Origin of the sequence: Nocardia sp. NRRL WC-3656, from assembly GCF_000720265.1 — a bacterium.
GTDB lineage: Bacteria > Actinomycetota > Actinomycetes > Mycobacteriales > Mycobacteriaceae > Nocardia > Nocardia nova.
In genome coordinates, this window is record NZ_JOJF01000045.1 from 1 (window position 1) to 26,524 (window position 26,524).

Annotated in this window: 27 protein-coding genes and 1 pseudogene; 16 read left to right on the top strand and 12 right to left on the bottom strand. The window is 67.8% G+C overall.

Going from position 1 to position 26,524, the window contains the following annotated elements:
* A partial coding sequence (locus tag IG65_RS35390) for a hypothetical protein (protein ID WP_036526373.1) occupies window positions 1-214 on the top strand: 214 nt, incomplete at its 5' end.
* 33 nt (window positions 215-247) lie between these two features.
* Here the strand turns inward: IG65_RS35390 and IG65_RS0132225 are convergent.
* A complete protein-coding gene (locus tag IG65_RS0132225; RefSeq protein ID WP_231509574.1) occupies window positions 248-886 on the bottom strand; it encodes a TetR/AcrR family transcriptional regulator in 639 nt (212 codons plus the stop codon).
* Between the two features lie 103 nt (window positions 887-989).
* Between IG65_RS0132225 and IG65_RS0132230 the strand changes: the two genes are divergently transcribed.
* A complete protein-coding gene (locus tag IG65_RS0132230; protein WP_030518723.1) occupies window positions 990-2,021 on the top strand; it encodes a hypothetical protein in 1,032 nt (343 codons plus the stop codon).
* Between the two features lie 3 nt (window positions 2,022-2,024).
* Here IG65_RS0132230 and IG65_RS0132235 read toward each other — a convergent pair whose 3' ends face one another.
* Window positions 2,025-2,648, bottom strand: coding sequence for a TetR/AcrR family transcriptional regulator (locus IG65_RS0132235; RefSeq protein ID WP_030518724.1), 624 nt, complete (start codon window positions 2,646-2,648; stop codon window positions 2,025-2,027).
* Between the two features lie 125 nt (window positions 2,649-2,773).
* Here IG65_RS0132235 and IG65_RS0132240 point away from each other — a divergent pair, with 125 nt between their 5' ends.
* From IG65_RS0132240 to IG65_RS0132250, 3 genes are all read left to right on the top strand, one after another.
* Window positions 2,774-3,439: a CatB-related O-acetyltransferase gene (locus IG65_RS0132240; RefSeq protein ID WP_030518725.1), complete on the top strand. Its 666-nt coding sequence runs from the start codon at window positions 2,774-2,776 to the stop codon at window positions 3,437-3,439.
* 4 nt (window positions 3,440-3,443) lie between these two features.
* A complete protein-coding gene (locus tag IG65_RS0132245) occupies window positions 3,444-4,736 on the top strand; it encodes an erythromycin esterase family protein (protein WP_030518726.1) in 1,293 nt (430 codons plus the stop codon).
* A 75-nt stretch (window positions 4,737-4,811) separates the two neighbouring features.
* Entirely contained in the window at window positions 4,812-5,252 is a 441-nt protein-coding gene (locus IG65_RS0132250; RefSeq protein ID WP_036526375.1) for a DUF4254 domain-containing protein, read from the top strand.
* A 167-nt stretch (window positions 5,253-5,419) separates the two neighbouring features.
* Here the strand turns inward: IG65_RS0132250 and IG65_RS0132255 are convergent, their stop codons facing one another.
* Window positions 5,420-6,988: an ATP-dependent DNA ligase gene (locus IG65_RS0132255; RefSeq protein WP_030518728.1), complete on the bottom strand. Its 1,569-nt coding sequence runs from the start codon at window positions 6,986-6,988 to the stop codon at window positions 5,420-5,422.
* Between the two features lie 93 nt (window positions 6,989-7,081).
* Between IG65_RS0132255 and ramB the strand changes: the two genes are divergently transcribed.
* The 3 genes from ramB (at window position 7,082) to IG65_RS0132270 (ending at window position 10,003) form a co-directional block, all read left to right on the top strand.
* The gene (gene ramB / locus IG65_RS0132260; RefSeq protein ID WP_030518729.1) at window positions 7,082-8,491 is read left to right on the top strand and encodes an acetate metabolism transcriptional regulator RamB; all 1,410 of its coding nucleotides are present in this window, start codon (window positions 7,082-7,084) and stop codon (window positions 8,489-8,491) included.
* A gap of 147 nt (window positions 8,492-8,638) precedes the next feature.
* Window positions 8,639-9,340: an alpha/beta fold hydrolase gene (locus tag IG65_RS0132265; RefSeq protein WP_156055895.1), complete on the top strand. Its 702-nt coding sequence runs from the start codon at window positions 8,639-8,641 to the stop codon at window positions 9,338-9,340.
* Between the two features lie 123 nt (window positions 9,341-9,463).
* Complete coding sequence (locus tag IG65_RS0132270) at window positions 9,464-10,003, top strand: carboxymuconolactone decarboxylase family protein (protein WP_030518731.1); 540 nt, start codon at window positions 9,464-9,466, stop codon at window positions 10,001-10,003.
* A gap of 19 nt (window positions 10,004-10,022) precedes the next feature.
* Here IG65_RS0132270 and IG65_RS0132275 read toward each other — a convergent pair whose 3' ends face one another.
* Window positions 10,023-10,838 carry a TetR/AcrR family transcriptional regulator C-terminal domain-containing protein gene (locus IG65_RS0132275; RefSeq protein WP_051757284.1) on the bottom strand — a complete coding sequence of 272 codons (816 nt, stop codon included), beginning with the start codon at window positions 10,836-10,838 and terminating at the stop codon, window positions 10,023-10,025.
* Between the two features lie 170 nt (window positions 10,839-11,008).
* On the opposite strand from IG65_RS0132275, the gene IG65_RS0132280 reads away from it, so the two are divergent.
* Window positions 11,009-11,425: a VOC family protein gene (locus tag IG65_RS0132280; RefSeq protein ID WP_036526377.1), complete on the top strand. Its 417-nt coding sequence runs from the start codon at window positions 11,009-11,011 to the stop codon at window positions 11,423-11,425.
* 5 nt (window positions 11,426-11,430) lie between these two features.
* Here IG65_RS0132280 and IG65_RS0132285 read toward each other — a convergent pair whose 3' ends face one another.
* Entirely contained in the window at window positions 11,431-12,285 is an 855-nt protein-coding gene (locus tag IG65_RS0132285; protein ID WP_030518734.1) for an SDR family oxidoreductase, read from the bottom strand.
* A gap of 116 nt (window positions 12,286-12,401) precedes the next feature.
* Between IG65_RS0132285 and IG65_RS0132290 the strand changes: the two genes are divergently transcribed.
* The gene (locus IG65_RS0132290) at window positions 12,402-12,800 is read left to right on the top strand and encodes a helix-turn-helix domain-containing protein (RefSeq protein ID WP_063032415.1); all 399 of its coding nucleotides are present in this window, start codon (window positions 12,402-12,404) and stop codon (window positions 12,798-12,800) included.
* A 66-nt stretch (window positions 12,801-12,866) separates the two neighbouring features.
* Here the strand turns inward: IG65_RS0132290 and lpdA are convergent, their stop codons facing one another.
* Together lpdA and IG65_RS0132300 are read right to left on the bottom strand one after the other, a co-directional pair.
* Window positions 12,867-14,270 carry a dihydrolipoyl dehydrogenase gene (gene lpdA, locus IG65_RS0132295; protein WP_030518736.1) on the bottom strand — a complete coding sequence of 468 codons (1,404 nt, stop codon included), beginning with the start codon at window positions 14,268-14,270 and terminating at the stop codon, window positions 12,867-12,869.
* Window positions 14,271-14,348: 78 nt separating this feature from the next.
* The gene (locus IG65_RS0132300) at window positions 14,349-15,374 is read right to left on the bottom strand and encodes a dipeptidase (RefSeq protein ID WP_030518737.1); all 1,026 of its coding nucleotides are present in this window, start codon (window positions 15,372-15,374) and stop codon (window positions 14,349-14,351) included.
* 143 nt (window positions 15,375-15,517) lie between these two features.
* On the opposite strand from IG65_RS0132300, the gene IG65_RS0132305 reads away from it, so the two are divergent.
* From IG65_RS0132305 to IG65_RS0132315, 3 genes and pseudogenes are all read left to right on the top strand, one after another.
* Complete coding sequence (locus tag IG65_RS0132305; RefSeq protein WP_030518738.1) at window positions 15,518-17,602, top strand: prolyl oligopeptidase family protein; 2,085 nt, start codon at window positions 15,518-15,520, stop codon at window positions 17,600-17,602.
* A gap of 127 nt (window positions 17,603-17,729) precedes the next feature.
* Window positions 17,730-17,948: a three-helix bundle dimerization domain-containing protein gene (locus IG65_RS39955; protein WP_030518739.1), complete on the top strand. Its 219-nt coding sequence runs from the start codon at window positions 17,730-17,732 to the stop codon at window positions 17,946-17,948.
* A 27-nt stretch (window positions 17,949-17,975) separates the two neighbouring features.
* Window positions 17,976-18,365, top strand: a pseudogene (locus IG65_RS0132315) (SHOCT domain-containing protein); the annotation flags it as partial.
* Window positions 18,366-18,451: 86 nt separating this feature from the next.
* On the opposite strand, the gene IG65_RS0132320 reads toward IG65_RS0132315, so the two are convergent.
* From IG65_RS0132320 to IG65_RS0132345, 5 genes are all read right to left on the bottom strand, one after another.
* Entirely contained in the window at window positions 18,452-20,092 is a 1,641-nt protein-coding gene (locus IG65_RS0132320) for an MFS transporter (RefSeq protein ID WP_030518741.1), read from the bottom strand.
* A 121-nt stretch (window positions 20,093-20,213) separates the two neighbouring features.
* Window positions 20,214-21,074, bottom strand: coding sequence for an alpha/beta fold hydrolase (locus tag IG65_RS0132330; RefSeq protein WP_030518742.1), 861 nt, complete (start codon window positions 21,072-21,074; stop codon window positions 20,214-20,216).
* Window positions 21,075-21,192: 118 nt separating this feature from the next.
* On the bottom strand, window positions 21,193-23,181 hold the full coding sequence (locus IG65_RS39700) for an NAD-binding protein (RefSeq protein ID WP_051757285.1): 1,989 nt from the start codon (window positions 23,179-23,181) through the stop codon (window positions 21,193-21,195).
* 48 nt (window positions 23,182-23,229) lie between these two features.
* Complete coding sequence (locus tag IG65_RS0132340; protein WP_228799583.1) at window positions 23,230-23,862, bottom strand: TetR/AcrR family transcriptional regulator; 633 nt, start codon at window positions 23,860-23,862, stop codon at window positions 23,230-23,232.
* 232 nt (window positions 23,863-24,094) lie between these two features.
* Entirely contained in the window at window positions 24,095-25,075 is a 981-nt protein-coding gene (locus IG65_RS0132345) for an RNA polymerase subunit sigma-70 (protein WP_030518745.1), read from the bottom strand.
* Between the two features lie 112 nt (window positions 25,076-25,187).
* On the opposite strand from IG65_RS0132345, the gene IG65_RS0132350 reads away from it, so the two are divergent.
* The 3 genes from IG65_RS0132350 to IG65_RS0132360 are packed head-to-tail and all read left to right on the top strand — an operon-like array spanning window position 25,188 to window position 26,411.
* On the top strand, window positions 25,188-25,562 hold the full coding sequence (locus IG65_RS0132350; protein ID WP_030518746.1) for a nuclear transport factor 2 family protein: 375 nt from the start codon (window positions 25,188-25,190) through the stop codon (window positions 25,560-25,562).
* A gap of 43 nt (window positions 25,563-25,605) precedes the next feature.
* Window positions 25,606-25,956, top strand: a complete 351-nt coding sequence (locus IG65_RS0132355; RefSeq protein WP_030518747.1) for a helix-turn-helix transcriptional regulator — start codon at window positions 25,606-25,608, stop codon at window positions 25,954-25,956.
* Window positions 25,953-26,411, top strand: a complete 459-nt coding sequence (locus tag IG65_RS0132360) for an SRPBCC family protein (protein ID WP_030518748.1) — start codon at window positions 25,953-25,955, stop codon at window positions 26,409-26,411. Before IG65_RS0132355 ends, IG65_RS0132360 begins: the two co-directional genes overlap by 4 nt.
* The last annotated feature ends 113 nt before the right edge of the window (window positions 26,412-26,524 follow it).

Below are 26,524 nucleotides of genomic sequence, written 5' to 3' on the forward strand. Positions count from 1 at the left end.
CGTCAAGGGCGAGAACATTCCCGAGCCGGGTATCCCGGAATCGTTCAAGGTTCTGCTCAAGGAACTGCAGTCGCTGTGCCTCAACGTCGAAGTGCTGTCGGCCGACGGCGCCACGATCGAATTGCAGCAGGGCGACGACGACATCGACCGCACCGCCGCGAATCTCGGAATCAGCCTGTCCGGCAACGAATCCGCGGCGGCGGATCTGGGCTGAACGTGTGACCGCGCACCCCCGCGGGGTGCGTGGTCACCTGCCCTCGGCCGCGTCGAATGCCGGGGCGAGCGGAGCCAGCGCCGCCCGCAGCTGCTCGGGCAGCGATCCGGCGGTCACGACGAAGCCGGCGATGCTTTCGACCGGTCGCAGCCATTGTTCGAGGGCGACGCGGACGGCGGCCGCGACGGCGGCGGCGAGGACCCGCGCGGTGAGCCCGCCGACGTCCCCCACCCGTGCGGCGATCACATCCTCGAGTGCGGGCGTGATCGCCGCGGTGGCGCCGAGGAACGCCGTGCGCAGCGCCGGGTGGGTGGTGATCAGCACCAGGGCGTCTCGATGTTCGTCGCCCGGATCGGAGTACTGCGCGACGATCGCCTCGGTGACAGCCGAGGCCAGCCGTGCCCGCGCGGGCTGACCGGCGATCGCCGCGGCGACCCGCGCTTCCCGGTCCGCGCCGACGGCGGCGACGATCGCCTCTTCCCGGCTGGAGAAATAGTTGTTGTACGTCCGCGGCGATACCCCGGCGGCCTCGGCGATGTCCTCGACCCGCACGTTGTCCGGCCCGCGCTCGAGGGCCAGCCGCATCGCCGCCTCGCGCAGCGCCACCCGGGTGGCTTGCTTCTTGCGCTCCCGCAAGCCCGTCGTCTTCGTCGTCACGGCTCTCGTGGTCACGGGTCCATCATGCCATATCTGCGTCCACGCAAAATTGCGTGCACGCACTTTTTGCGCTTAGCTTGGTGACGTACCCACTCGCGCCAGACAGAAGGGCCCATCCATGCGAGGCAAAGGAATGACCTACGACACCGGGTTCGTCCGCAACGGCAGTACATCCCGGCCGGAGTTCGACCCAGCGGTGGTCCGCCGGGAACTGGCCGTCATTCGGGACGATCTGCACTGCACGGCCGTCCAGATCACCGGCGGCGATTCGGAGCGGTTGGAACTCGCCGCCGGCTACGCCGCGGAGCTGGGCCTCGAGGTCTGGTTCTCGCCGTACCCACTGGAGCTGACGACCGACGAGATCCTCGCGCTGTTCAGCGAGTGCGCGCAGCGCGCCGAGCGCATTCGCCGCACCGGCGCGGAGGTCGTCTTCGTCACCGGCGTCGAACTGACACTGATGAACCGGGGCTTCCTACCGGGCGAGACCGCGATGGATCGCGTCGGTCACCTGTTCTCCGAGCCCGGCGAGCGTGGTGACCGGATAGCCGAGGTGAGCGCCCGCCTCGACGACTTCCTGCGCGACGCGGTGGCCGCGGTGCGGCGCCACTTCCTCGGCAAACTCACCTACTGCGCGATCCCGTACGAGCAGATCGACTGGGCGCCTTTCGATTTCGTTTCCGTCGAGCTGATCCGCTCGGCCGAGGTCGCCGACCGGTTTCGCGACGGCGTGCGCGCCCTGGTCGCTCAGGGAAAACCGTTGGCGATCACCGGATTCGGCACCGCGACCTGGCACGGTTCGGCCGACGTGGCGCCGCGCAGTATGGAGATCGTCGAATACGACCCCGTCACGGGTGCGCCGGTCCGGCTGGACGGCGACTATGTGCGCGACGAGGCCGGGCAAGCCGCCTACCTCAGCGACCTGCTCGAGATCTTCGACAGTGAGGGGGTGGATTCCGCCTTCGTGTTCCTGTTCGCGCTCCACAGCCATCCCCACCGACCCGACGGCGACCCCCGCGACGACCTCGACCTCGCCGGGCTGGGCATCGTGAAAGTATTCGAAGACCGCCACGGCACCACCTACCCGGATATGACCTGGGAACCCAAAGCCGCATTCGCCGCCGTCGCCGAGTTCTACGGCGGCGACGCGTAATCCCTACCCCGCGGCGAACGCACCCGCCTGCGCCGCCAGCACCGCCGCGGTGGCGGCCCGCCGCGGCCCCTCTGGATCGGCCGGGGTCCGCAACAACACCAGCTGGTGATACAGCGGTGCCGTTGCCGCGACAAGCACTGCGCGCGTATCGGTTTCGGCGGGAACCTCACCGCGGGCGATCGCCCGCTCGACGACGATCTCGCATTGTGCGTAGCGGTCCTCCCACAGCTGCCGCAGCGCCCGGGCCGCATCCTCGGAGCGGAACGACACGGCGATCAACGCCGACGCGATCGACGACTCCTCGGTCAGCGAATCCTGGATCTCCCGGTTGAGCTCGGTGAGATCGCCGGTCAGCGAACCGGTATCGCGCGGCTGCCAGTCCAGATCGCTCGCCGCCGCGAAGACGTCGGCGATCAGCCCGCCGACATCGCGCCAGCGCCGGTACACCGTGGTGCGGTGCACGCCCGCCCGTGCCGCCACCGTATCCACGGTCAGCGCGTCGTATCCGTGTTCGGTCAGCTCCGCTTGCACCGCGGCCAGCACATGCTCGCGGATGCGGGCGGTGCGTCCGCCCGGTCGCGACGCGGGCCGCCGGCCGGGCGCGGGCTCGTTCGCTGCAGATTTCATCGTCGTTTCATCCGGTTGCTCGGCGGGAGGGAGTATGCCATCATCCTAAAGCAACATTCGTCGCATTAAAGCGGTAGTCGCGGTTTTCGCACTTTCCGATCAGCCACGGACAGAAGGGATTCCGCATGCCCGAACAACTTCCCGTCACGGCTCCCACCACGCTGCATCCGATGCCCGGGCAGCCGCGAGTCGTCCTGCTGAAACCCCTCGTCACCTCGCCGCTGATCGAGGTCGGCGAATACTCCTACTACGACGACCCGGACGATCCCACCGCGTTCGAAACCCGCAACGTCCTCTACCACTACGGTCCGGAAAAGCTCGTCATCGGCAGGTTCTGCGCCCTCGCCACCGGCGTGCGATTCATCATGAACGGCGCCAACCACCGCATGGACGGGCCCTCGACCTTCCCGTTCCCGACCATGGGTGGCGCATGGTCCCGGCACGTCGACCTCCTCATGGAGCTGCCCAATCGCGGCGACACCGTGGTCGGCAACGACGTCTGGATCGGTTACGGCGCCACGGTGCTGCCCGGAGTGCGCATCGGTCACGGCGCCGTCGTCGGCGCCGGTTCCGTGGTGACCTCCGACGTCCCGGACTACGGCATCGTAGGCGGCAATCCCGCCCGGCTCATCCGCCACCGCTACAGCGCGGCCGACATCGACCGCCTGCTGGCCCTCGCCTGGTGGGACTGGCCGCTCGCGCACATCGACGAGCACGTCCGCACGATCATGTCCGGCACCGTCGACGACCTGGAGAAAGCGGCACCCGCACAGCCCTCCCGAACCGAGTAACCGCATGCCCGAATCATCCACTCCCGTCTCGCTCGCCGACTGGCTGCGCGACCACGCCGTGCCGCTGACCCACCTCGACCCCGACGGCCCGCTCGACGACCTGGAACCGCTGCGCGAGATCATCGGCGCGGCCCGGGTGGTCGCGATCGGCGAGAACTCTCACTTCATCACCGAGTTCCAGCGGATGCGGCAGCGCCTTCTGCGCTTCCTGGTCGAACGCTGCGGCTTCACCGTCCTGGCCTTCGAGTACGGCTTCAGCGAGGGCCTCCTCCTCGACGACTGGGCGCAGGGCGCGGGAACCGACGACGATCTGGCCGACCACCTGGCCGGGACCATCCCGGTGGGAGTCGGCGAACCGTTGCGCTGGATCCGCCGGTACAACGGCACGGGCGCCACGCCGGTGCGCTTCGCGGGTATCGACATTCCGGCGGCCGGCGGCTCCCTGCTCCCCGCGCTGGGCCCGGTCGCGGACTACCTGCGCGAGGTCGATCCGCAGGCGCTGCCGGCGGTCGAGACGGCGATGCGAATCGCCGGTTCCTTCGCCGGCGCCTCCGCGGCCTCGGCCGCGCCGGCGTGGTCGCGTATCCCGGCCGGCGATCGGGACACCCTCAGCGCGAATCTCGCGCGCCTGCTGATCCGTTTCCGCGCCGTCGAATCGCTGTACGTGTCCCGCAGCGATCAGCGCGGCTACGACATCGCCCGTCACCGTCTCGAGGCCGCCTGCCACGCCGACTACGGATTCGGCGCCATGGCAGACCTTTTCGCCGGCACCGGGCTCGCCGCCGATACCTCGGCCCGCGACAGCTATATGGCCGACTCGGTCCTGTGGCAGCTGCGACATCGCGAACCCGGGACCCGGATCGTCCTGGCCGCGCACAACGCCCATATCCAGAAGGAGCCGGTCTCCTTCGACGGGCAGCAATTGGCCGGATTCCCGATGGGGCACTATCTGCGCCGCGCGCTCGGCGACGACTACTTCGCCCTGGGCTTGACCAGTACCGCGGGACAAACGGCGGACATGTTCCCCGACGAGAACGCGCCCTTCGGCTTCGTCGTCGCGGCAACGCCTTTGGAGCCGGGTGAGCCCGGCAGTATCGAAGCCGCCTTCGCCGAGGCCGGCTTCGGGCCCGGTCTCGCCGATCTCCGCCGTGCACGCGGTGCGGTCAGCCCGGAAGACCGCCCGAGCCGCACCCGATTGCAGAGCGCCTACCTCCACGTCCCGGTCCTCGACGCCTTCGACGGCATGCTCGACACGGCGAGCTCCACCGTGGCCGACCTGGACAGCGGAACGCACTGAGACTCAGCGGCATTCGGCCGAGCTCACCGACGCAGCGATGCCAATCAGAAACATTGGGCGTGGAGTATTACGGTCGTGGAATCGCTCCCACCCAAACACCTCCTGCTCGAGGCCTGCCGGGGTCTGACCTACGACGGTCACCCCGTGCTGAAATGCGCGTGCCGCCTCAGCGAATTGCACGAGCAGAGACTGTCCGCCGCGCCCGGGCCGACCCTGGACATCGATCGCGATCGGGCCCAACTGGTTTCCGATATCGATCGCTGGGTCGCCACCGAATTACCCCGGGCACACGGCGGCGCACGCATGCACACCGAAACGGTCGGCACCGTGATCGACCGGCTCGCCCAGTTCTCCGCACTGGCCTATCTGACGCTGACGCACGAACCGGAATACGTCATGCACGACGCCTGGCGGCGGCTGTCGGAATTGGCGGTGGCCTACGACCATCTGGCCGGTGAGGTGACCGCCGGCCTGTGCCGGTTGCCGGATCTCAGCGGTCACCGCGACGAGGAATGAACCACCGGCCGAACGGCGGCGCGGGCGAGGGACCGACGCCGCCGATGGCTGATGAGCGGATCAGGGCAGTCGATCCGCATCGGGCGACCCGACACACCGATCCTGCGCCGACATCCTCGAGATTGCCCCGGATGTTCCTGTGAAACGGCTGGCAAGCGGACGCCCCGTCAGGCGGTCGCCCCCACCTCCGGTCCGGCGGGCATCAACGCGCGCACGGCGTCGATCGTGTCGGCCTGCGCGGGCTCCTTGTCCGGCCGATACCGCACCACCCGCGCGAACCGCAGCGCCACGCCGCCGGGATAGCGCGTACTGGTCTGCACCCCGTCGAGAGCGATCTCGACGACCAACTCCGGCCACAGATAGACGGTGTGGCCGTCGCGGGCGCGCTCGTGGCGCGGAAATTCCGCGGTCTGCCACTGCAGCAGCGCGTCGGTGAGCCCCTTGAAGGTCTTGCCGACCATGATCGGATCGCCCCCGTGCGGATCGCGCGCGCCCAGGTGCAGATTCGACAGGTAGCCGGTGCGGCGGCCATATCCCCATTCGGCGCCGAGCACCACCAGATCGAGGGTGTGCGCCGGTTTGATCTTCTGCCACGCCCGGCCGCGGCGTCCGGCCGCATACGGTGCGGACAGCGATTTGATCATGATGCCCTCGTGCCCCGCGGCGAGCGCACCGTCGAAGTATTCGGCGACGGCCTCGGGCTCCGGGTCGATCAACGCCGGAATCATCTGCGCGCCCGCCACTTTCGCCAACGCCACGCGCCGCTCCCGCAGCGGGGCATCGAGCAGATCCCGGCCGTCCAGGTGCAGACAGTCGAAGAAGTACGGATGCAACAGCAGTTCCCTGGTCGAGTTCACCGTCAGTCGGGGCTCCTCCGAGGCCGGGTCGGCGGCGAACCGGCTCATCGTCTCCTGAAACGGACGCGGCCGGCCGGAGTCCGTGAGCGCCAGCGTCTCGCCGTCGAGAACTACACTGTCACAGGGCAATTCGGAGACCAGCTGCACCAGCTCCGGCACGCCGGAGGTGATGTCGCGCAGCGTGCGCGTGAACACCCAGACCTGAGAGCCCTTGCGGTGCACCTGAATCCGCGCACCGTCGAGTTTGTGCTCCACGCTCACGTCACCCTCGAATTCACCGAGCACATCGTCGAGTGTGGCGCCGGGCGAGGCCAGCATCGGCTGGATCGGACGGCCGACCTCGAGCCGGAATTCCGACAGCGCCTCCGCGCCGCCGGCGATGGCCGCGGCGGCGGTCACCGGCAGGCGGCCGGAGAGCATATAGGCCCGGCGCACCAGCTCGGCCGGCACATCGGCCGCCTGGGCCACCGCCTCGGCGACGATCGCGGTCAGCGCGCCCTGGCGCAGCTCACCGGTCAGCAGGCGAATCAAGAAAGCGCGTTCGTCGGCGGTCACCCGAGCGAGCAGGGCGGTGAGTAGTTCCCGCCGCCGCGCGACCGATCCGGATCCGGCCACGGCCGCCAATTCCGTCAGCGCCTGATCGACCGCGGCGACGGTGAGCGTCGATTCGGGCGCGGGCTCCACCTCGATGCCGGCGACCGTACGCCAGCCCGCGCCCAGCCTGCCCTGCGGTAGCTCACCGGAAATCCACGCGACGACCGGCATCAATTCGTCCGATTCGGCCCGGCCCAGTAGTTCGGCCAGACCCGCGATCTTGACCTTGCGCGACGCCGATGCCCGCACCGATTCCGACGCCGCGACCACATCCGAAAGCAGCACGGACTCGACGGTAGCCGCTCGGTGTGACATATAGCTCGAGTCCACTGCTAATTCTCCATTGGCAGCTTTGCGAAAGGTCCATAGTCTGGGCATATGGCCAAGACTTACGTCGGGGCGCGACTGCGACAGCTGCGCACCGAACGGGGGCTGAGCCAGATCTCACTCGCCAAGAAGCTGGAGATCTCGGCGAGCTACCTCAACCAGATCGAACACGACGTGCGTCCGCTCACGGTACCGGTACTGCTGCGGATCAGTGAGGTGTTCGGCGTAGACACCAGTTTTTTCGCCTCCCAGGACGACACTCGCCTGATCGCCGAGCTGCAAGAGGTGGTGATGGACACCGAACTCGGCATCGAGGCCGATGCGCAGGAGATCGCCGATATGGTCTCGGCCCATCCCAGTCTGGCCCGGGCGCTGGTGAATATGCACCGCCGTTACCGCAACACGACCGCGCAACTGGCCGCGGCCACCGAGGACCGCTTCTCCGACGGCAGCGGCTCGGGCGCCATCTCCCGTCCGCACGAGGAGGTGCGCGACTTCTTCTATCAGCGCCAGAACTACATCCACGAATTAGATACCGCCGCAGAGGAATTGGCGACCCGCATGCGCTTGCACGGCGGTGATCTGCGGCGCGAGCTCACCCGCCGGCTCACCACCGGATACGGCGTGCAGATCGTGGAGCGGATCGACCTGGGCGAGGGTGTGCTGCACCGCTACGACCCCGAGGCCCGCAAGCTCGAGATCGCCCCGCATCTGTCGGGCGGTCAGCGCGTGTTCAAACTGGCCACGGAACTGGCATATCTGGAATGCGGTGATCTGATCGACAAATTGGTCGAAGAGGGCAATTTCGCCTCCGAGGACACCCGTACGCTCGCGAAACTCGGCCTCGCCAACTATTTCGCCGCGGCCACGGTGCTGCCGTACTCGCATTTCCACGAGGTCGCCGAGGATTTCCGCTACGACATCGAGCGGCTGTCGGCGTTCTTCGCGCAGAGTTACGAAACGATCTGCCACCGGCTCTCCACCCTGCAGCGGCCCAAACTGCGCGGGGTGCCCTTCTCGTTCGTCCGCGTGGATCGCGCGGGAAACATGTCGAAACGCCAGTCCGCCACCGGATTCCACTTCTCCTCCGCGGGCGGGACCTGTCCGCTGTGGAATGTGTACGAGACCTTCGCCTATCCCGGCCGGATCATGACCCAGATCGCCCAGATGCCCGACGGCCGGAAATATCTGTGGATCGCGCGCACGGTCGAGCGGCGCGCCACCCGCTACGGGCAGCCCAGCAAGACCTTCGCCATCGGCCTGGGCTGCGAATTGCGCCACGCCGGACGCGTGGTCTACGCCGACGGCCTGGACCTCACCGATCCCCAGGCCACCCCGATCGGCGCCGGCTGCCGTGTCTGCGAACGCGCCAACTGTCCGCAGCGCGCGTTCCCGCCGCTGGGCAAGTCCCTGGATATCAGCGAGCACCGCAGCTCGATCTCGCCGTACGTCCTGCGCTGAGCGGACGGCCACCGAACTCCGGCATATTTCGCGCTGGTCGGGCGATGTCCCGATTCAGTGGATACCTGGCCCACAGCGAGGGGCGAGGCCACGGCGAGTGATCGAGACTCGAGGAGCCGCGATCCGATCCTCCAGAGGAGCATGTCCATGACCACGAAGCCGACCATCGTCCTCGTCCACGGCGCTTTCGCCGATTCCTCGAGTTGGAACGGCGTCATCGCACGCCTGCGCGCCGAGGGCTACGCCGTGCTGGCCGCCGCCAACCCCTTGCGCGGCCTCGACACCGATGCCGCCTACGTGGCTTCGGTCCTCGACACCGTCGAGGGCCCGATCGTTCTCGCGGGTCATTCGTACGGCGGCAGCGTCATCACCGTCGCCGCGCACGACAAGCCCGCGGTCACGGCCCTGGTCTACATCGCGGCCTTCATTCCCACGGAGGGCGAGAACGCCCTGGAACTGACCGGCAAGTTCCCCGGTTCCACGCTCGCACCCACCACCGTCGCCCACCCGCTTCCCGGGGCGGCGGGCACCGAACTGCACATCCGCCAGGACGAATTCCCCGCCCAGTTCGCCGCCGACGTGCCGGCCGACGTCGCCGCGACGATGGCGATCACCCAGCGCCCGGTCGCGCTCGCCGCGCTCGAACAGCCGGCTTCTGCAGCGGCATGGCGCGCCGTCCCGGCCTATTCCCTGGTCACCACCGAGGACAAGAACATCCCCGTGGAGTCGCAGCGGTTCATGTCCGAACGGGCGGGCGCGCACACCGTCGAAGTCCAGGCGTCGCACGCGGTTTCCGTGTCCAAACCCGGCGCCGTGGCCGACCTGATCCTCCTGGCCGCTCAGCGGTGATATGCCCCGGGCCGACAGCCGGAATCTGTCGGCCCGGGCCCGCGAAGCTCGCCGAGACCGCAGGTACGCGCGACGGTCCAGCGAGGCAGCCACCGATGCGCGTCATTTTTGTTAGCGTGGGGCATGGTGTCGACGGAGCCACGGATCGCACCCGGTCGCCTGCGCGAACTGGGCCCGGTGAATTGGGTTGTCTGGCAGGTGCTTTCCCGCGCGGCGGGTACCGACGACGCCCACCTGTTCAGCACGCTCGGCCGCACCGGTGGCCTGTTCCGCGGCTGGCTGCACTTCTCCGGCCGGTTGATGCCCGGCGGCAAACTGTCGCGCTACGAGACCGAATTGGTCATCCTGCGCGTCGCACATCTGCGGAACTGCGAATACGAGACCGACCACCACATCCGCCTGGGCAAACGCGCCGGTGTCACCAAGGACATCCTGGCGCGCCTGCGCACCGGGCCCGAAGCCGAGGGCTGGTCGGACAAGGAACGCGCGCTGCTCACGGCGGTGGACCAACTGGTCACTACCCGCGACGTCGACGATGCCGCCTGGTCGGCCCTGGCGCAGCACTACGACGAGAAGCGCCTCATCGAAATCGTCCTGCTGGCAAACCAATACGAAGGTCTGGCCAGCACCATCACCACCCTTCGGATCCAGACCGACCACTGAGGCGGACGGACTCGGCGGCTCAGTCGGAAACCCCGGATCGTTCGATGAGGACGGCCAGGCCGTCCAGGACGCGCGCCAGACCGAAATTCCAGGCGTGTTCGGCGCTGTAGGCGCTGTCGTGAGCCTGTCCGGCGGCCGAGCCGACCCGCGCGGCCAGCGGATAACGCTGCGGATCGAAGACCTGTTCCAGGACCGGGGCCGTGCGTTCCCACCATTCGCGATCCGACAGCCCGCTGTCGGCGGCCGCACGATCGGTATCGATCGCGATGCGCGCCACCGCGGTGACGAAGCCGAGCAGGTAGGTCAACGCCGCGTCCATCTCTACATCGCTCAGTCCGAGCCCGTCGAAGGCGCTCAGTTCGTGGTCGTATTTTGCGGCGAGGCCCGGACCCAGCGGTGGCCGGGTGGTCGGCACCCCGGCCACCCAGCGGTGGCGGGCGAGCATCGAGCGATTGTCCTGCGCGACGGCGCACACGCGTTCGCGCCACGACTTTCCGGCCAGGTCCGTGCGCGGCATCCGGCCGTAGACCGCATCGAGCATGAGGTCGAGCAGCTCGGCCTTACCGGGCACATAGGTGTAGGTGGCCATCGGAGTCAGCCCGAGTTTCGCGGCGACCGCCCGCATGGTCAGCGCCTCCAGCCCCTGGGCATCGGCGATATCCACCGCCGCCGCCACGACCTCGTCGACGCTGCTGCGCTGTCTGGGGCCGCGCCCGGACGCGCGGCCCGGCTGCCGCCAGAGCAACTCCAGCGTGCGAGCGGGATCGCCGGCGCTGGATCGCTCACCGGCGGCGCGCGCCCGGCGGGGCCGCTCCTCGGCCGAATTCTCTCGCACCCGATCTCCCGGTTTCGCCTGCCGTGCCGCCGCGGTTCGGCGTCGTGCGCATCGTATCGAGTCGCGCGCGCCGCCCAGCGGCGGGAATAACTCTCTACTAGGTACAGTATACGTAGTATAGAATTTCGGATCGCGCAGCACCGTGCCGCGTGCCCGCCCCGAGGAGGACCGTGAACATCACCGCATCCGCCGTCTCGCTCAACGTTGCCGACCCGGACGCGTCGGCGAAATTCCTCGGCACCCATTTCGGATTCACCGTCGACATGTCGGCCGACGGATTCGTCTCGATGACCCGCCCCGACGCCGGATTCCACGTGATCTTCCTGCGCGCCGGGCTGGACACGTTCAAACCGGCCCGCGTCGCGGGTGCGGCCGGCCAGGGGTTGCTGATCGTCTTCACGGTCGACGAGATCGACGCCGAATACGAACGCGTGCGAGCCGAAGGGGTCGAGATCGTGACACCGATCGAAACCGAGCCGTGGGGCGAGCGCTATTTCCAGGCGGTCGACCCCAACGGCATCATCATCCAACTGGTCCAGTGGGTCGGCGATCCGAGCACCTACGCCGCGGGCGCGACCGGATCCTGACCTGGTCAGCGGCCGAGCGCGCCACCCAGCACCTCGGCCGCGGCCGTCGACGGCCGGCCGATCAGTTTCTGTAGATCGCCGCTGGTCACATCCAGCCATCCCGCAGCCAGTCCGGCATCGGAATCGGCCAGCACCCGCGCGAAATCTCCGGGCACGCCGGCCTTTTCCAAGCCCGCCACATACTCGTCCTGCGGCAGATCCTGATACCGCACCGGCTTGCCGGACGCCGCCGAGATCACCCGCGCCACATCGGCGAGCGACAGATGCTCGTCACCACCGAGTTCGTAGACCTGTCCCGCATGACCCTCGGTGGTCAGAACCACCGCGGCAGCCTCGGCGTAGTCGGCTCGCGCGGCGGCGGATACCAGTCCGGCCCCGGCCGAGCCGTACAGCACGCCCGATTCCAGAGTCGCGTCGAGACCGTTCAGATAGTTCTCCCAGTACCAGCTGTTACGCAGGAAAGTATGCGGCACAGCGGATTTCGCGATCACCTCTTCGGTGCCGCGATGCTCCTGCGCGAGAATCATCGGATTCCGCTCGGCGCGCGGAATGCTGGTGTAGGCCAGCAGCTGCACACCGGCCCGCTCGGCGGCGCGCACGACAGTGGTGTGCTGGTCGACCCGCGCACCGAATTCGTTGCCGGACACCAGCAGTAGCCGATCCACACCCGCGAGGGCGCGGTCCAGCGCTTCCGGATCGTCATAGGCGGCCTGCCGCACCTGCACACCGCGCTCGGCCAGGTCGGCGACCTTGGCCGGGTCCCGGACGACCGCGACGACGGGCCCCGCATTCCTGTTCGACAGTGCCTCGACGACGAGACGGCCCAGCTGCCCACTTGCCCCGGTGACGGCGACGGTCATAACCCAACCTCCAGATCTGGTGTACGAAACATCTGCACTAACTATTAGTTAGTACATGATATTCCCGCGCTACAGATGAAAAGTTCACTACCGCAGCGATGGGTAGCATCGAGAGCATGACGAGCCGGCAACTGCGATCGGCGGACGACGCCGATCCGACCCTGGAAGCCGACGTCTTCGCGCGCAACTGCCGCTCCCGGCCGGTGCTGCAGAATGTCGCGAGCCGCTGGGGCGCACTGGCCCTCGTCGCGCTGCGTGAAGGTCCCTACCGTTTCAGCGCGCTGCGGCGCCGGGTCGACGGCATCAGCGAACGCATGCTGTCGCAAACCCTGCAGGCCCTCGAACGCGACGGCATGATTCACCGCGAGGTCCAGCAGACCATCCCCCCGCGCGTCGAATACACCCTCACCGAACTGGGCGAACAGGTCGCCGATCAGCTGTACGGCCTGATCGCGATCCTCGAGGACAACATCGACGTCATCTCGGCGGCACAGGACATCTACCACCGCGACTGATCGCCCGGACACGAAAACGGCCCGGTACCAGGCGTATTCGCCGATACCGGGCCGTCAGCGCGGAGATCAGAAGTTGATCATGTGACCCGCGAGACCGTGGAACGCCTCCTGCAGCGCCTCGCTCAGCGTGGGGTGGGTGTGCACGTTGCGCGCGAGTTCGTTGACGGTGAGGTCCCACTTCTGGGCCAGCGTCAGCTCGGGCAGCAGCTCCGACACATCCGGGCCGATCAGGTGGCCACCGAGCAGCTCGCCGTACTTCGCGTCGGCGACCAGCTTCACGAAACCGGTCGGATCACCCAGGCCGTGCGCCTTGCCGTTGGCGGTGAACGGGAAGGTCGCGACCTTCACGTCGTAACCCTCGTCGCGCGCCTGCTGTTCGGTGAGGCCGAAGCTGGCGACCTGCGGCTGGCAGAACGTCGCGCGCGGCATCATCCGGTAGTCACCCAGCGGCAGCGTCTCGGCGCCCCCGATGGTCTCGGCCGCGACCACACCCATCGCCTCGGCCACGTGCGCCAGCTGCAGCTTCGCGGTGACATCGCCGATGGCGTAGATGTGCGGCACGTTGGTGCGCATGTAGTCGTCGATCGCGATGGCGCCGCGCTCGGTCAGTTGCACACCGGTGTTCTCCAGGCCGAAGCCTTTCACCCGCGGCGCGAAACCGACCGCCTGCAGCACCTTGTCGACGGTGACGGTCTCGACCGAACCGGACTTGTTGTCCTTGATCGAGACGGTGACCTTGGAACCGTTGTCCTCGATGGATTGCACCGAGGCACCGGTGGTGATGGTGATGCCGAGCTTCTTGTACGCCTTGGTGATCTCCTTGGAGACGTCGGCGTCCTCGTTCGGCAGCGCGCGGTCGAGGAACTCCACGATCCGCACGTCCACGCCGTAGTTCTTGAGGACGTACCCGAACTCCATACCGATCGCGCCCGCGCCGACGATCAGGATCGACCCCGGCAGATCCCGGGTCAGGATCTGCTCCTCGTAGGTCACCACGTTCTGCGACAGCGAGGTGCCCGGCAGCAGCTTGGTCTCGGTGCCGGTGGCGATGATGACGTTGTCGAAGGTGACGGTTTCGGTGCCGCCGCTGCTCAGTTCGACCGAGAGGGTGTTCGCGTCGGTGAAGGTGCCCTTCCCGTCGAACTCGTCGATCTTGTTCTTCTTCATCAGGAAGTGGACGCCCTTGACCCGGCCGTCCGCCACCTTACGACTTCGGTCGAAGGCGGCACCGAAGTCGAAGCTCGCCTGCCCGGAGATACCGAACGTCTTCGCTTCCTTGGTGAAGATATGGGCCAGCTCCGCGTTGCGCAGCAGTGCCTTGGACGGAATGCACCCGACGTTCAGGCACACGCCACCCCAGTATTTCTGCTCGACGATCGCTGTTCGCAGGCCGAGTTGAGCGGCGCGGATCGCGGCGACGTAACCGCCGGGACCAGCGCCGAGAACGACGACATCGTAGTGGGAAGTCACGGGAACGAGCCTAGCGCTGTTGCCGAAAGCTCACTCATCCATCCCCCGCAGGGGTGAGAGGGCGGCCACAGCGTGCGTCTACTTCCAGACCTCTCGTGCGGCACGGGCGAAATTGCCGTGGAAGATCGCCGCGCGTTCGGAGTCGATGAAACCCCTGCGGGCCAGGACTTCGTCCAATCCGGCGACGCCGGGCCGGGCATCCGGGTTGTCCACATCCGTCCCCGGATGTGGCGGCAGCCCGAGCAGATCCTCGGGCGGCACCCACTGCAGCGGCCCCCACCGCGTGTAGTCCTCGGAGAAGTTCTCCGGCGCGGCCGCGATCTCCGCGTTGAACTGGTCTCCGTCGAACGAGAAGTCCGAACCGATCCCGATGTGCTCGACACCGACCAGATCGGCACCGTAGGCGATGTGGTCGGCCATCGCCTCGATGCGCGCGGCCCGCCCCTCGACGCGGTTGCGGCCCAGAAAGATTCCGACGCCGTTGATGCCGATCACCCCACCGGTCGCCGCGCAGGCACGCGCCTGGTCGTCGCCGATATTGCGCGGATGCGGCCACAGCGCCGCGAAATTGGAGTGGCTGTAGATCATCGGCCCACCCGCGACCTCGGCGATATCCAGTCCGGTCCGCCGCGAACAATGCGACCCGTCGGCGAACATCCCGACCTCACCGAGCGTGCGGATGATCGTGCGGCCGTAGGGAGTCAGGCCGCGATCGTCGGGGTCCAGGCACCCGCCGCCGGCCGCGTTGGCGTGGTTGTAGGTCGGCAGCAGCGAACGCACGCCGAGCGAATGGAACTGCGCGATGTTGTCCGGATCGCCATCGAGCGGCCGCGAATCCTCCAGATCGAAGGCGAGCGCGATGCGGCCTCGGGCACCGGATGTCACCTCGGCGTCGCCGACGGACTCGACGAGCCGGAAATGCCCGTCCGCCAGCGCCTTCCGGCGCAACAGGTGGATCATGGCCAGCGCATCCTCGATCGAATGCAGTGAGTACCCCACATTCACCGACAGGTATGAGCCGGCCGGATAGCGCGCCAGTTCGGTGACATCGGCGGACGGGAGGATCGGCAGGCAGCAGTGCTGCTCCCAGAGCGGATGTGCCACCGCGGTCCTCCTTTCGGCGTCGCCGAGGCGTCCCGCAACTGTACGGAGTCGTGACCGCACGCGGCGACCGGACACGGCGGCGCGACGCACCCGCCGCACCTCTCGCCCGTCGGCGGACCGATCGGTAGGCCACAATGTGACCCATGAGCGGCGCCGAGCAAACGACCGACCCGTACCTGTGGCTCGAGGATGTCACCGGCGAACGTGCCCTGTCGTGGGCGCGGGCACACAACGAGGTGGTGATCGAACGCTTCGCCACCTCCGACCGGTTCGACGCCCTCGACCATCGCATCCTCGCCATGCTCGACACCGACACCCGCATCCCGTACCCGACGCGACGCGGACCCTGGCTCTACAACTTCTGGCGCGACGCCGAACACCCCCGCGGGCTGTGGCGGCGCACCACCTTCGACGAATATCGCGGTGACGATCCGGCCTGGGATGTGCTCATCGACCTGGACGCCCTGGCCACGGCCGAGGACGAGAACTGGGTCTGGGGCGGGGCGGCGGTGCTGCGCCCGGAGCAGAAACTGGCCTTGATCAGCCTGTCCCGCGGCGGGGCCGACGCCAAGGTGGTGCGCGAATTCGATCTGACCACACGGCAATTCCGCCCGGCGGCAGCGGGCGGCTTCCACCTGCCCGAGGCCAAATCACAGGTGCGCTGGATCGATGCCGACACCGTCTACGTGGGAACGGATTTCGGCCCCGGCACGCTCACCGACTCGGGATATCCGCGGCTGGCCAAGCGCTGGCGCCGCGGCACCCCGCTGTCGGAGGCGGAGACCGTCTTCGAGGGCGAGCCGGGTGATGTGATGGTCTCGGCCGGCTACGACCGCACGCCCGGATACGAGCGCCACTACGTCGCCCGCGCCACCGACTTCTTCAACGAATCGGTCTATCTGCTGGACCCCGACGGCACGCTGCGGCATATCGCTGTACCCACCGACGCCTCCGAGTCCTGGTACAAGGATTGGCTGCTGGTGCAGTTGAAATCGCCGTGGGAGGTGGGCGGGCGCAGCTACCCCGCCGGCGCCCTGCTGGCCATCGACATCGACGACTTCTTCGGCGGCGCACGCGATTTCGAGGTGGTCTTCGAACCCGACGCGCACACCTCACTGCACGGCTACGGCTGGACCGAGAACCACCTGCTGCTGATCACGCTGGAGGACGTGCAGACCAAGCTGTACGTCCTGACCCCCGGCACGGCGACGGCCCCGGGCGCGGGCTGGACCCGCGAACCGCTCGCCGACACCCCGCCGATGGCGACCACCAACGTCATGAATCTGGATCCGCTGGAGAGCGGTGACGAATTCATGCTCACCACAAGCGGTTTCACCACCCCGGCGACACTGCTGGCGGGTTCGGTGGGCAGCCCGGCGGTAGCCCTCAAGAGGGAACCGGCGTATTTCGACGCCGAGGGCATCGACACCGAACAGTTCTTCGCGCGCTCCGACGACGGAACCATGGTGCCGTACTTCGTGATTCGCCACCGCGACCACAAGGGCCGGCCCGGCCCGACCGTCGTCTCGGGCTACGGCGGCTTCGAGGTCTCCCGCACCCCCGGCTACAGCGGCGCCTCGGGAATGGGCTGGCTCGAACGCGGCGGCACCTGGGTGATGGCCAACATCCGCGGCGGCGGCGAGTACGGACCCGAATGGCACACCCAGGTGCAGAAGGCCAACCGCTACAAGGTCTACGAGGATTTCTCCTCGGTCGCGAAAGACCTCGTCGCGCGGGATATCACGACCGCGGAACAACTCGGTGCGGTCGGCGGCAGCAACGGCGGCCTGCTGATGGGCGTGATGCTGACCCGCTATCCGGAACTGTTCGGCGCCATCGTCTGCCAGGTGCCGCTGCTGGATATGAACCGCTACCACCTGCTGCTGGCCGGCGCGTCCTGGATCGCCGAATACGGCGACCCGGACAAGCCCGAGGAGTGGCAGTACATCAGCGAGTATTCGCCCTATCAGCGGGCGATGGCGGCCGATCCGGCACGCCCGTACCCGCCGATCCTGCTCACCACCTCCACCCGCGACGACCGAGTCCATCCCGGCCACGCCCGGAAGATGGCGGCACTGCTGGAATCTCAGGGCCGGACCGTCTGGTACCACGAGAACATCGAGGGCGGTCACGGCGGCGCGGCCGACAACAAGCAGATGGCCTTCCAATCCGCGCTGATCTACGAGTTCTTCACCCAGATGCTGATCGAGCGCCGGACCACCGCCTGACCGGCGCCGTCCTTCTCTCGCGAAACAGATGACCAACGGCCCGCAGCGACCAGGGCCTTTGGCCTCTGGAGTGTGATCCACCGCACTGCCATTCTCGGTTCGGGGACCGAGAACGACAGGATTCGCAGTGCGCACACCGACAGCGGTCGGGCCGGCGGACACCGTAGATCGGCTCATTGCCGAATTCGGCGCTCGACTGCCGCGCCGGGCCGTCGAGATCGCTGTCGCGAGCGCCCTCCGAGACCTGCGCGGATCATCGGTCCCGGCCCTACCGGAACTCGTCGAACGGCTTGCCCGTCAGCGACTCACCGATTCGGCCACCTCGCCGACCACCGCGGTTCGGTAGCGGGTTCTCGAGAGGAGCACACACATCATGGATACGTTCTGGGACTACCTCTGGTACACGATTCTGGTGTTCGCCTTCGTGGCCTACCTGATCATCCTGTTCCAGATCCTGACCGATCTGTTCCGCGATCACACGGTCTCCGGCATCGCCAAGGCCGCATGGGTGATCTGCCTGGTGATATTCCCCTATATCACGGCTCTGGTCTATCTGGTCGCGCGCGGAAAGGGCATGGCCGAGCGGGCCCAGCACGCTCATGCGGAAGCCAAGCAGGCGGCCGACGACTACATCCGTCAGGTGGCGGGCAAGTCGCCCGCCGAGCAGATCGCCGACGCCAAGGCCCTGCTGGACTCCGGGACGATCGACGCGACCGAGTTCGCCCAACTGAAGGCCCGCGCACTCGGTCACAACGGCTCCGGCACAGGCAATGCCGGATCCGGCAGCGTCGACCAGGGCAATGTCGACCAGGGCGGTGTCGACCGGGGCAATCTGGCAGCCAGGTAGCGCTACCCGGCTCCGGTCCGCTCGCCGGCCGCGGTGTCGGCGTCCGGATCGGAGCCGACGGCACGCCGCGGCAGCCGGCCGGTGAAGAACAACGCGATGACGGCCAGCATCGCCGTCACCGCGAAGGCCACCTGCAACGCCAGCAGCCGGGCATCGGAATTGACCGCGACCACCGCGTCGGCGGTCGACTGATCGACTCCGGCGGCGGTGAGCGACTGTTGCAGTTGGGTATTCGACAGGAACGGCACGCCATCGGCCAGTTCGGTTCCGGCCCGCTGCGCGACCGAGGGCGGGACCGCGGGGTTGTTCTCGATCCCGCTGATCACCGAGGAGGTAAGTGTGGCGATGAGAATGGAGCCGATCAGCGCGGTGCCGAGCGAGGCGCCGAGATTCGTCGCGGTGTTCTGCAGCCCGCCGACCTCCGCGCTCTGCGAATCCGGCACTGCCGATACCGTGATCGCGCCCAGCTGCGAGGAGAGGGCCCCCAGTCCCAGGCCCATGAACAACATCGGCACCGACACCACCGCGGCATTCGCTCCGGGATCCATGCCGCCGGCCAGCAACAGGATTCCGATGATCATCGAACCCAGACCGAGGCGCACCACCCGCCGTGGATTCGCCCGCGGCGCTAGTTTGGGAATTCCCGCGGCGGCGGCGACGAGCGCGATCGACAGCGGAAGGATGCGCACGCCGGTCTCGAGCGCACTCAATTCCAGCACCACCGACAGGAACAGCGGTACTGAGAAGAACACTCCGGCCTGAACCGCGAACTGAGCGAAGAACATCGCCAACCCGCCCCCGAGCCGGCGATTGCCGAACAACCGGGGGTCGACCAGCGGCTCCCGGCCGGAACTCACCAACCGGTTCTGCCACCGCAGGAAGGCGTACAGCACCAGCAGGCCCGCCAGGATCAACCAGATCACCGGCGACAAACCCGCGATCTCGGTACCGCCGGGGCGTGGGCGAATCCATCCCCATTCGCTGGACCGCAGTACCCCGAATACCACGGCCCCCAGCCCGACGACCGACAACGCCGAACCCAGAAGGTCCAAGTGCACCCGCTGCGCCGGTACGTCTGCCACGCGGCGCAGCACCAGCAGAATCGCGACCACGACCACGACCTCGCCGAAGAACACGTACCGCCAGGACGCGAAGGTCGTCACCGCCCCGCCCACGAGCGGGCCCACGGCCACGGCCATCGCGCCGGCCGCGGCCACGAGTCCGTATGCGGCGGCGCGGCGTTCGCGGGCGAAGTTCGCCGCCACCAGCGACACGATCGCCGGCATGATCAGCGCCGCCCCGATGCCTTCCAGCAGCGACCAGCCCAGCAGCAGCACACCCAGATTCGGCGCCAACCCGGTGACCAGCGAGCCCGCGCCGTAGACGACCAATCCGACGCCGAATGCCCGCCGCCGCCCGAGAATCGTCCCGACCTTGCCACCGGTGACCATCAGCGATGCCATCACCAGCGTGTACAGCGTGATAGCGGTTTGGATTCCGGTGATCGTCGTGCCGACGTCGTGGGCGACCGTCGCCATCGAGACGTTCATGACGGAACTGTCGAGGGTCATCAGGAATTGACCGGAACCCAGCACCGCCAAGACGAGTGTGGATCCGGAGGCGGCGCCCGGCCGCGCCGTCATTCCCGCCGCGCTCGTGGTCGAGCCGACGCGAGACGACGGCCGGAGCACCGGTTACGGCGGGCGACCCACCTGCGCATTCGTCTATTGAAGCATCCGCGGCCCCGGAATCGGCGGTGTTCGGCTACAGGTCGCGCACCCACTTCTCGATGCGGTCGACGGTCGTTTCCGGATCGGTGATCCAGCCGTTGTGTCCCAACGGTTTCGGCTCGTGCCAGGTGCTCACACGCGCCTTGGGCAGTTTCTCCAGCAGATGTGCGGCCGAACTGCGCGGGGTGAGATCGTCGCCGTCGACGGTGATCGAGAGGACCGGCAGCGTGAGCCGCGCGATGCGCTCGTCGTAGTCGATATCGGCGCCGACCGGCACGAACCGGCCGGTGCGGGCCAGCCGCGCCCAATCGGAGATCAGTACCTTGGACTGCCGGCCGAATCCGCCGGCGGTGATTCGATCGCCCGGCCAGAAACCGGCGAGGTTCGCGGTCAGCGAGATGGCGGCCGGTCCGACCAGCATTGCGGAGCGGGCGATTCCGCCGTATCCCCGGTAGTAGGGCGTGCCGGAGGCGACGAGAATCAGCCCGCCCAGCCGGCCCCGGATCCGCGCGGCGTACATGACCCCGAGCTGGCCACCCATGCTGTGCCCGAGCAGCATCGGCGTACTGTCCGGGAATCGGGTGCGCACGGCCTCGAAGATCGCCGGAAAATCGACCGACACCAGCTCGTGGTAGCCGTAGGTACTGGACGAACTCGGCTTCGGCCGGCTGTCACCGTTACCCCGCAACTCCCCGATCGCCGCATCGAATCCGCGCCGCGCCAGCTCCCGCGCGAAATCCCCGTAGTACTCGCCCGGCACACCCAGGCCCGGAATGATCACGATGACCGGGCGCGGGGCGTCCGCGGTGATGGCATGCCGGTGCGGACCGCTCGCGGCGACGAACCGCACCGGCACCGTCGACCCGTCCGGCATCTGGATCGGAATCGTCTCCATACGCGCACGCTACCGCGAGCCACACCCCGGCCGCCGACGCCCGGCCCGCTTCTTCACCAGCTCACAAGCCGCCCGGTGCACGAGCCGCAGGAGCCCACCGCCTCACGAACTCACCGCCTCAGGAACCCACCGCATCCGGCTCGGCCGAGCCGTCCGCGGATCGCTGTCCGGTCTCCCGATCCACCGCGTCCTCCGCGACATCGCCCTGCGTACCGGCGAGCCCCCCGGCCTTCGCGTCGACGACGGACCGGCCCGCCACCTCCGCAACCATTCCCCCGTCGGCGACCGATCCTCTCGCCGCGTCGACCGCCGATTCCCTTGCCGCGTCGGCTACCACTTCCTCCACCGCGTCCGCGACCGATTCCTCCGCCGCGTCGGCCACCAACTCTTCCGCCGCGTCGGCCACCAATTCCTCCGCCGCGTCCGCGACCAGTGCTTCCGCCGCCACGATGGCCTCGCGTGCCGTGTCGTTCACCGCAGGTGCGCAACTACGCTCCAGCAGTTCCTCGAGCCCCAGCCGGGTCGCCACCACCACCAGCTGGTTGCCCGCGGCGAGCACCCTCTGCGCCGCGGGCTGCCATTCGAGCGCGTCACCGACCGCCGGCTGCACCGCGATGACCCGGGTGTGCTCCGCCGATCCGAGGTCGGCGATCCGCAGCCCGATCAGCGCCGATCCCGGCTCCACCGGAACCTCCGCGACCAGCAGGGTGGCCTGGTTGATCGTCAGGGTCGCGATCACCCGCCGCTCCACCACCGCAGCGGCGAATCCGTCGGCCGCCAATTGGAAGACGCTGCGTACCACCGCCTTCCCGAGGCTGCGCTGTACCCGGTCGGCCAGGTCGTCGTCGGAGACGCGCAGCACCACCCGCAGATCGTCACGGTAGGACTGGCCGAGCATCGCGGCCTCCAGATTCACCGCGTCACTGGAGGTCAGCAGGACCAGCGCACGCGCCTTCGGCACACCCACCGCACGCAGTGTGTCCTCCCAGGTGGCCTGCCCGATCACCACCGGCACCCCCAGGCTGCGAGCCAGCGCGATGCCGCGCGCGTTCTCGTCGTAGTCCAGCCCGACCACCGGTACGCCCAGGTCGCGCAACTGTTCCACCACGCGCATCCCGACATTGCCCAATCCCGCGACCACCACGTGGTTTTCCATTCGCGAGGGGTCGATCGAATATTCCGAGAGCTGCGCCCGCAGGACTCCGCCCACCACCAGCGCGGTGACCACCGGCGTCATCGCCAGCCCGGTGAAGACCACCCCCAGTTGCAGGAGCTTGAACAGCGGTTCGCGCCCCGGCTCCGGCTGCGCCGCACCCGCCGAATCCAGCAGTGTTTCGTATACCGCTGTGCCCCAGCTGTTTCCGATCAACACCATCATGACGCACACGGCCGCGATGATGATCAGCATCACCAGCAGCAGCCGGATCAGATCGTGGCGGACCAGATAGCGCAGCTGATTCAGCCAGCGCCGCCGCGCCCCGGGGGAGTACGGCACCCGCCCGGCCAGCGCCAGCACCCGGTCCGCCGGTGCGTGCGGCGAGCGCAACGCGATTGCGCCGGGCCCGCCGGCCAGTCCGGACACCACCCGGTCCGGCGGCGCATCACCGACCGCCGCGACATACAGCGTGCGTTCCCCCAGCCGCAGATAACCCTGTGCCTTCTCGCCGAGGGCCGCGGCGATGAACGACGGCGCGGCCATCTCCGAGATCGAGAGCACCACACAGTCGGAGAACAACCGGCGGATGCGAAAACCCAAGCCGGTGTTGAACATTCGAATGACCAGCCGGATCCGAGGGTTGAGTTCGTGCGCGCGCAGCGCGGCGTGGAAGTTCTCCACATCCGCCTGGTCCACCAGGGCCAGGGCCAGCGCCCGCTCCACCCCGGCCGCGCGCAGAACGGTTTCGTCGAGGCGCTCGGCGCACAGAATCCGGACCCGGTCCAGCTTCTCCAGCTGCGGTACGTAGCTACCGTTGCGATTCGGCAGCACCGCGGTCACGGTGGCGTCGGGGAACCGGGTGGTCAGCTGCAGTGCCAGCTGATGGACGAGCGGGTTGTCGCCACAGACGACGAATGTCGGGGACTGCCCGCCCCCCGGCGAAACATGCACGTATCGATGCTAGAGCGAATCCCGTTCGGCGGCACGATGCTTCGTCGATCAGGCGCTGACCGCACCCATGATGACCCGGCGCAACACCCTGATCACCTCGTCGAGGGGCCGGCGTGGCTCCGAACCGCTCCACTCGTCGACCACGTAATTCACCGCACCGATGATGGCGAGCATGCGCGTTTCGTAGTCGCCGCTGGGAATCTCGCCCTGCAGCGCCGCATCCTCGGCCGCTCCGGCCAGCAGCGCACCCCAAGCGCGCCGCAGCTCCAACCGGAACTTCTCCACCTTCGGCCCGGCGCCCACCACCTCGACCAGAGTGACGCGGGCCTTGCGCGGATCGCGCCCGATGGACTCGATATAAGCGCGCACCCCGGCGTCGATGATCTCGATGGCGCTGGCATCGGCATGCGCGTCCAGCGCGGCGACCACTGCGGCCCGGGATTCCCGGTCGATCTGTTCGTAGAGTTCCAGCAGCAGTGATTCGCGCCCGGTGAACTCCTCGTAGAACTGACGCGAGGAAAGTCCGGCGTCTTTGCAAATGGCTCCGACCGAGCTATTGGCATACCCGTCTCTGGCGAACACAGTCAGTCCGGATTCCAGAAAACGCGCACGTCGCTGCCGCTGCCGGTCTTCTACGGGCTGCCCGGCGTACATCCTACCCGCGTTCGTTTCCTGTGACATTGCGCCAGACAATACCGAAGGGCCCGATTCCCTCGTCATGGATCGGGCCCTTCGCTTACACCTCCGACTGACCGCGCGTTAGCCGGAAGTTGTCTCTATGGTCGGAGCGCCGATGCAATGACTGCGCTCTTCATGTCGCGGATGGTTTGCCAAAACGGAGGATAGTCGATAACACCTACACAACGGAAGAGTTTGAAGGAATTTTCTAGGTTTTATTTCCGCAACGATTCCATCAGGAAATAGTCGTGCCGCGCGGCGGCAGCGCGAGCGGAAGGCCGAAGCGCGGGAAGTTCTCGGCGGGCGGGAAATGCGTGAGCGCCGAAATGCCGTCCGGACCGCACGTCGTCACCAGAAGTCCGGTCGCCTGAAACGTCTCGTCCACCCGTCGGGAATAGCAGCCGAATGCCGGCTGCCCATTGGCGCGCACCGATTGCAGCCGGATCTGTGCCCCGTCCCGAAATGCCGGAATACCGCAGAGGAATTCGCCGATCGCCGCGCGGCCGCGGTACTCGTGGGGCCACGGCGGCATGGTCAGCCAGGCTTCGTCGGTGAGCAGCGCGACCACGGCGCCCACATCGGCGGCCTCGAAGGCCCGCGCGAAGCGCTCGCCGAGCCTGCGTTCCGCGGGCGACTCCGGCGCCGGCCCCGGCTGCCCGCCCGCGTTGCGAGACAGCCGTTCCCGAGCGCGCTGCAGCGCGGCCTTCACGGCGATGGGAGTGAGCCCGAGGAGGTCGGCCACCTCTGCCGCACTGAACTCGAGCACGTCCCGCAGGACGAGGACGGCGGCCTGGCGCGGCGGAAGTTGTTGCAGCAGTGCGATGAACGCCAATTCGACCGAAGCCCGCGCGGTCAGCACCTGCTGCGGGTCCAGCAACGCATCCGGACACGGTTGCAACCAGCTCACCTCGCCGTGACGTGTCGGCTCCGGAGCGTCGAAGGGCAGCGGCGCGACCGGCCGGCGCAGTGCGGCTCGGCGGAAATTCAGGCACCGGTTGGTCGCGATCCGATAGAGCCAGGTGCGCACCGACGACCGCTGCTGGAATTCGCCCATCCCGCGCCACGCGGCGAGCAGCGTCTCCTGCAACGCGTCCTCGGCGTCGTACATCGACCCCAGCATCCGGTAGCAGTGCGTACGCAACTCGGCACGGTAGGGCTCGGTGAGCTCACGAAAGGTCCGCTCATCCACACCGCGCGCGATCGACGAGTCCGTCATCGTCCCTTCCTCACAGCCCCATCCTCACATCGGGCACCGACAACCGGTCCGTTCCCGATCCGGCCGGTGTCTGTATCAGGGAACGATTCCATCGACCCGAGAAGAGGACGACATGATCGCCGACGACAGCCCCGCGGCCCGAGTGGCCCTCGCCTATTTCGAAGCCTGGACCGGAAGGGACATCGATCGCGCAATGACCTACATCGCCGACGACATCGTCTGCGACGCACCCGCGGGGCGCCTCGAGGGCGCGGCGGCTTACCGCGAATTCATGGAACCCTTCACCCGAATTCTCACCGGCGCGACGATGTTCGCCGCCTTCGGGGACGAGACCACCGCGCTCGTCTGCTACAACACCGCGACCCTCCCGGTACCGAGCGCCCCCGCGGCGGAACTGGTCACCGTCGCCGACGGCCGAATCACCACCAGCCGCTTCATCTTCGACCGGCTGCCGTTCGAAGCAGCACGCGCACACGACCACAGTTAAGTAACTACTTGACTATCAGGGCAAGGCTCCTACACTTAAGTGGGTGCTTAACCAATCCGAGCGGCTGGACCTGATCTTCCGGGCGCTCACCGACCCCACCCGCAGATATCTGCTCGAGCGGCTCGGCCGGGGACCGGCGGCAGTCAGTGCCCTGGCCGAGCCGCTGGAGATGAGCCTGGCGGCCGTTGTGCAGCATCTGCAGGTACTGCAGGACGCCGGCCTGGTGCGGTCGGAGAAGGTCGGCCGGGTGCGCACCTGCCACCTGGTACCCGATGCGCTGCGGCCCGCCGAGGATTGGTTACACGCGCGGCAGACCCCCTGGGAACGCCGCCTCGACGCGCTCGGCGCCACCTTCGCCGAGCGGACCAACCCCGACCCCGAGGAGTCGTCATGACGCCCACACATTCCCTGGTCCATTCCACCTTCACCCTCGAACGCGACTACCCCGTCACTCCCGCAACGGTTTTCGGCGCATGGGCCGAACCGGAACGGAAGGCCGAATGGTTCAGTGCACCCGGCACCGAGCACGAACTCGACTTCCGAGTCGGAGGTCGCGAGATCGCCGCCGGCGTGCACGACGGCAAGCGAATGACCTTCACGACCACCTACCAGGAGATCGTCCCGGGCGAGCGCATCGTCTACACCTCCACGATGGGTGTGGGCGACGCCGTCGTGACGGTCTCGCTCACCACGGTCGAATTCGCCGAAACCGCGGCCGGCACCCGCCTGACCCTCACCGAACACGGGGCCTATCTCGACGACCACGAAAAGCCGGAATGGCGCGAGCACGGGACGAGCGAGCAACTCGCCACCCTCGATGAGCGCCTCCGGGAAATGTCGAACCGATAGAAATAGGCTCGAAAATGGGTAAGGCCCCCAACCTGCTGGTTGGGGGCCTTACCTGAATGTATGTTCCGGCGGTGTCCTACTCTCCCACACCCTGTCGAGTGCAGTACCATCGG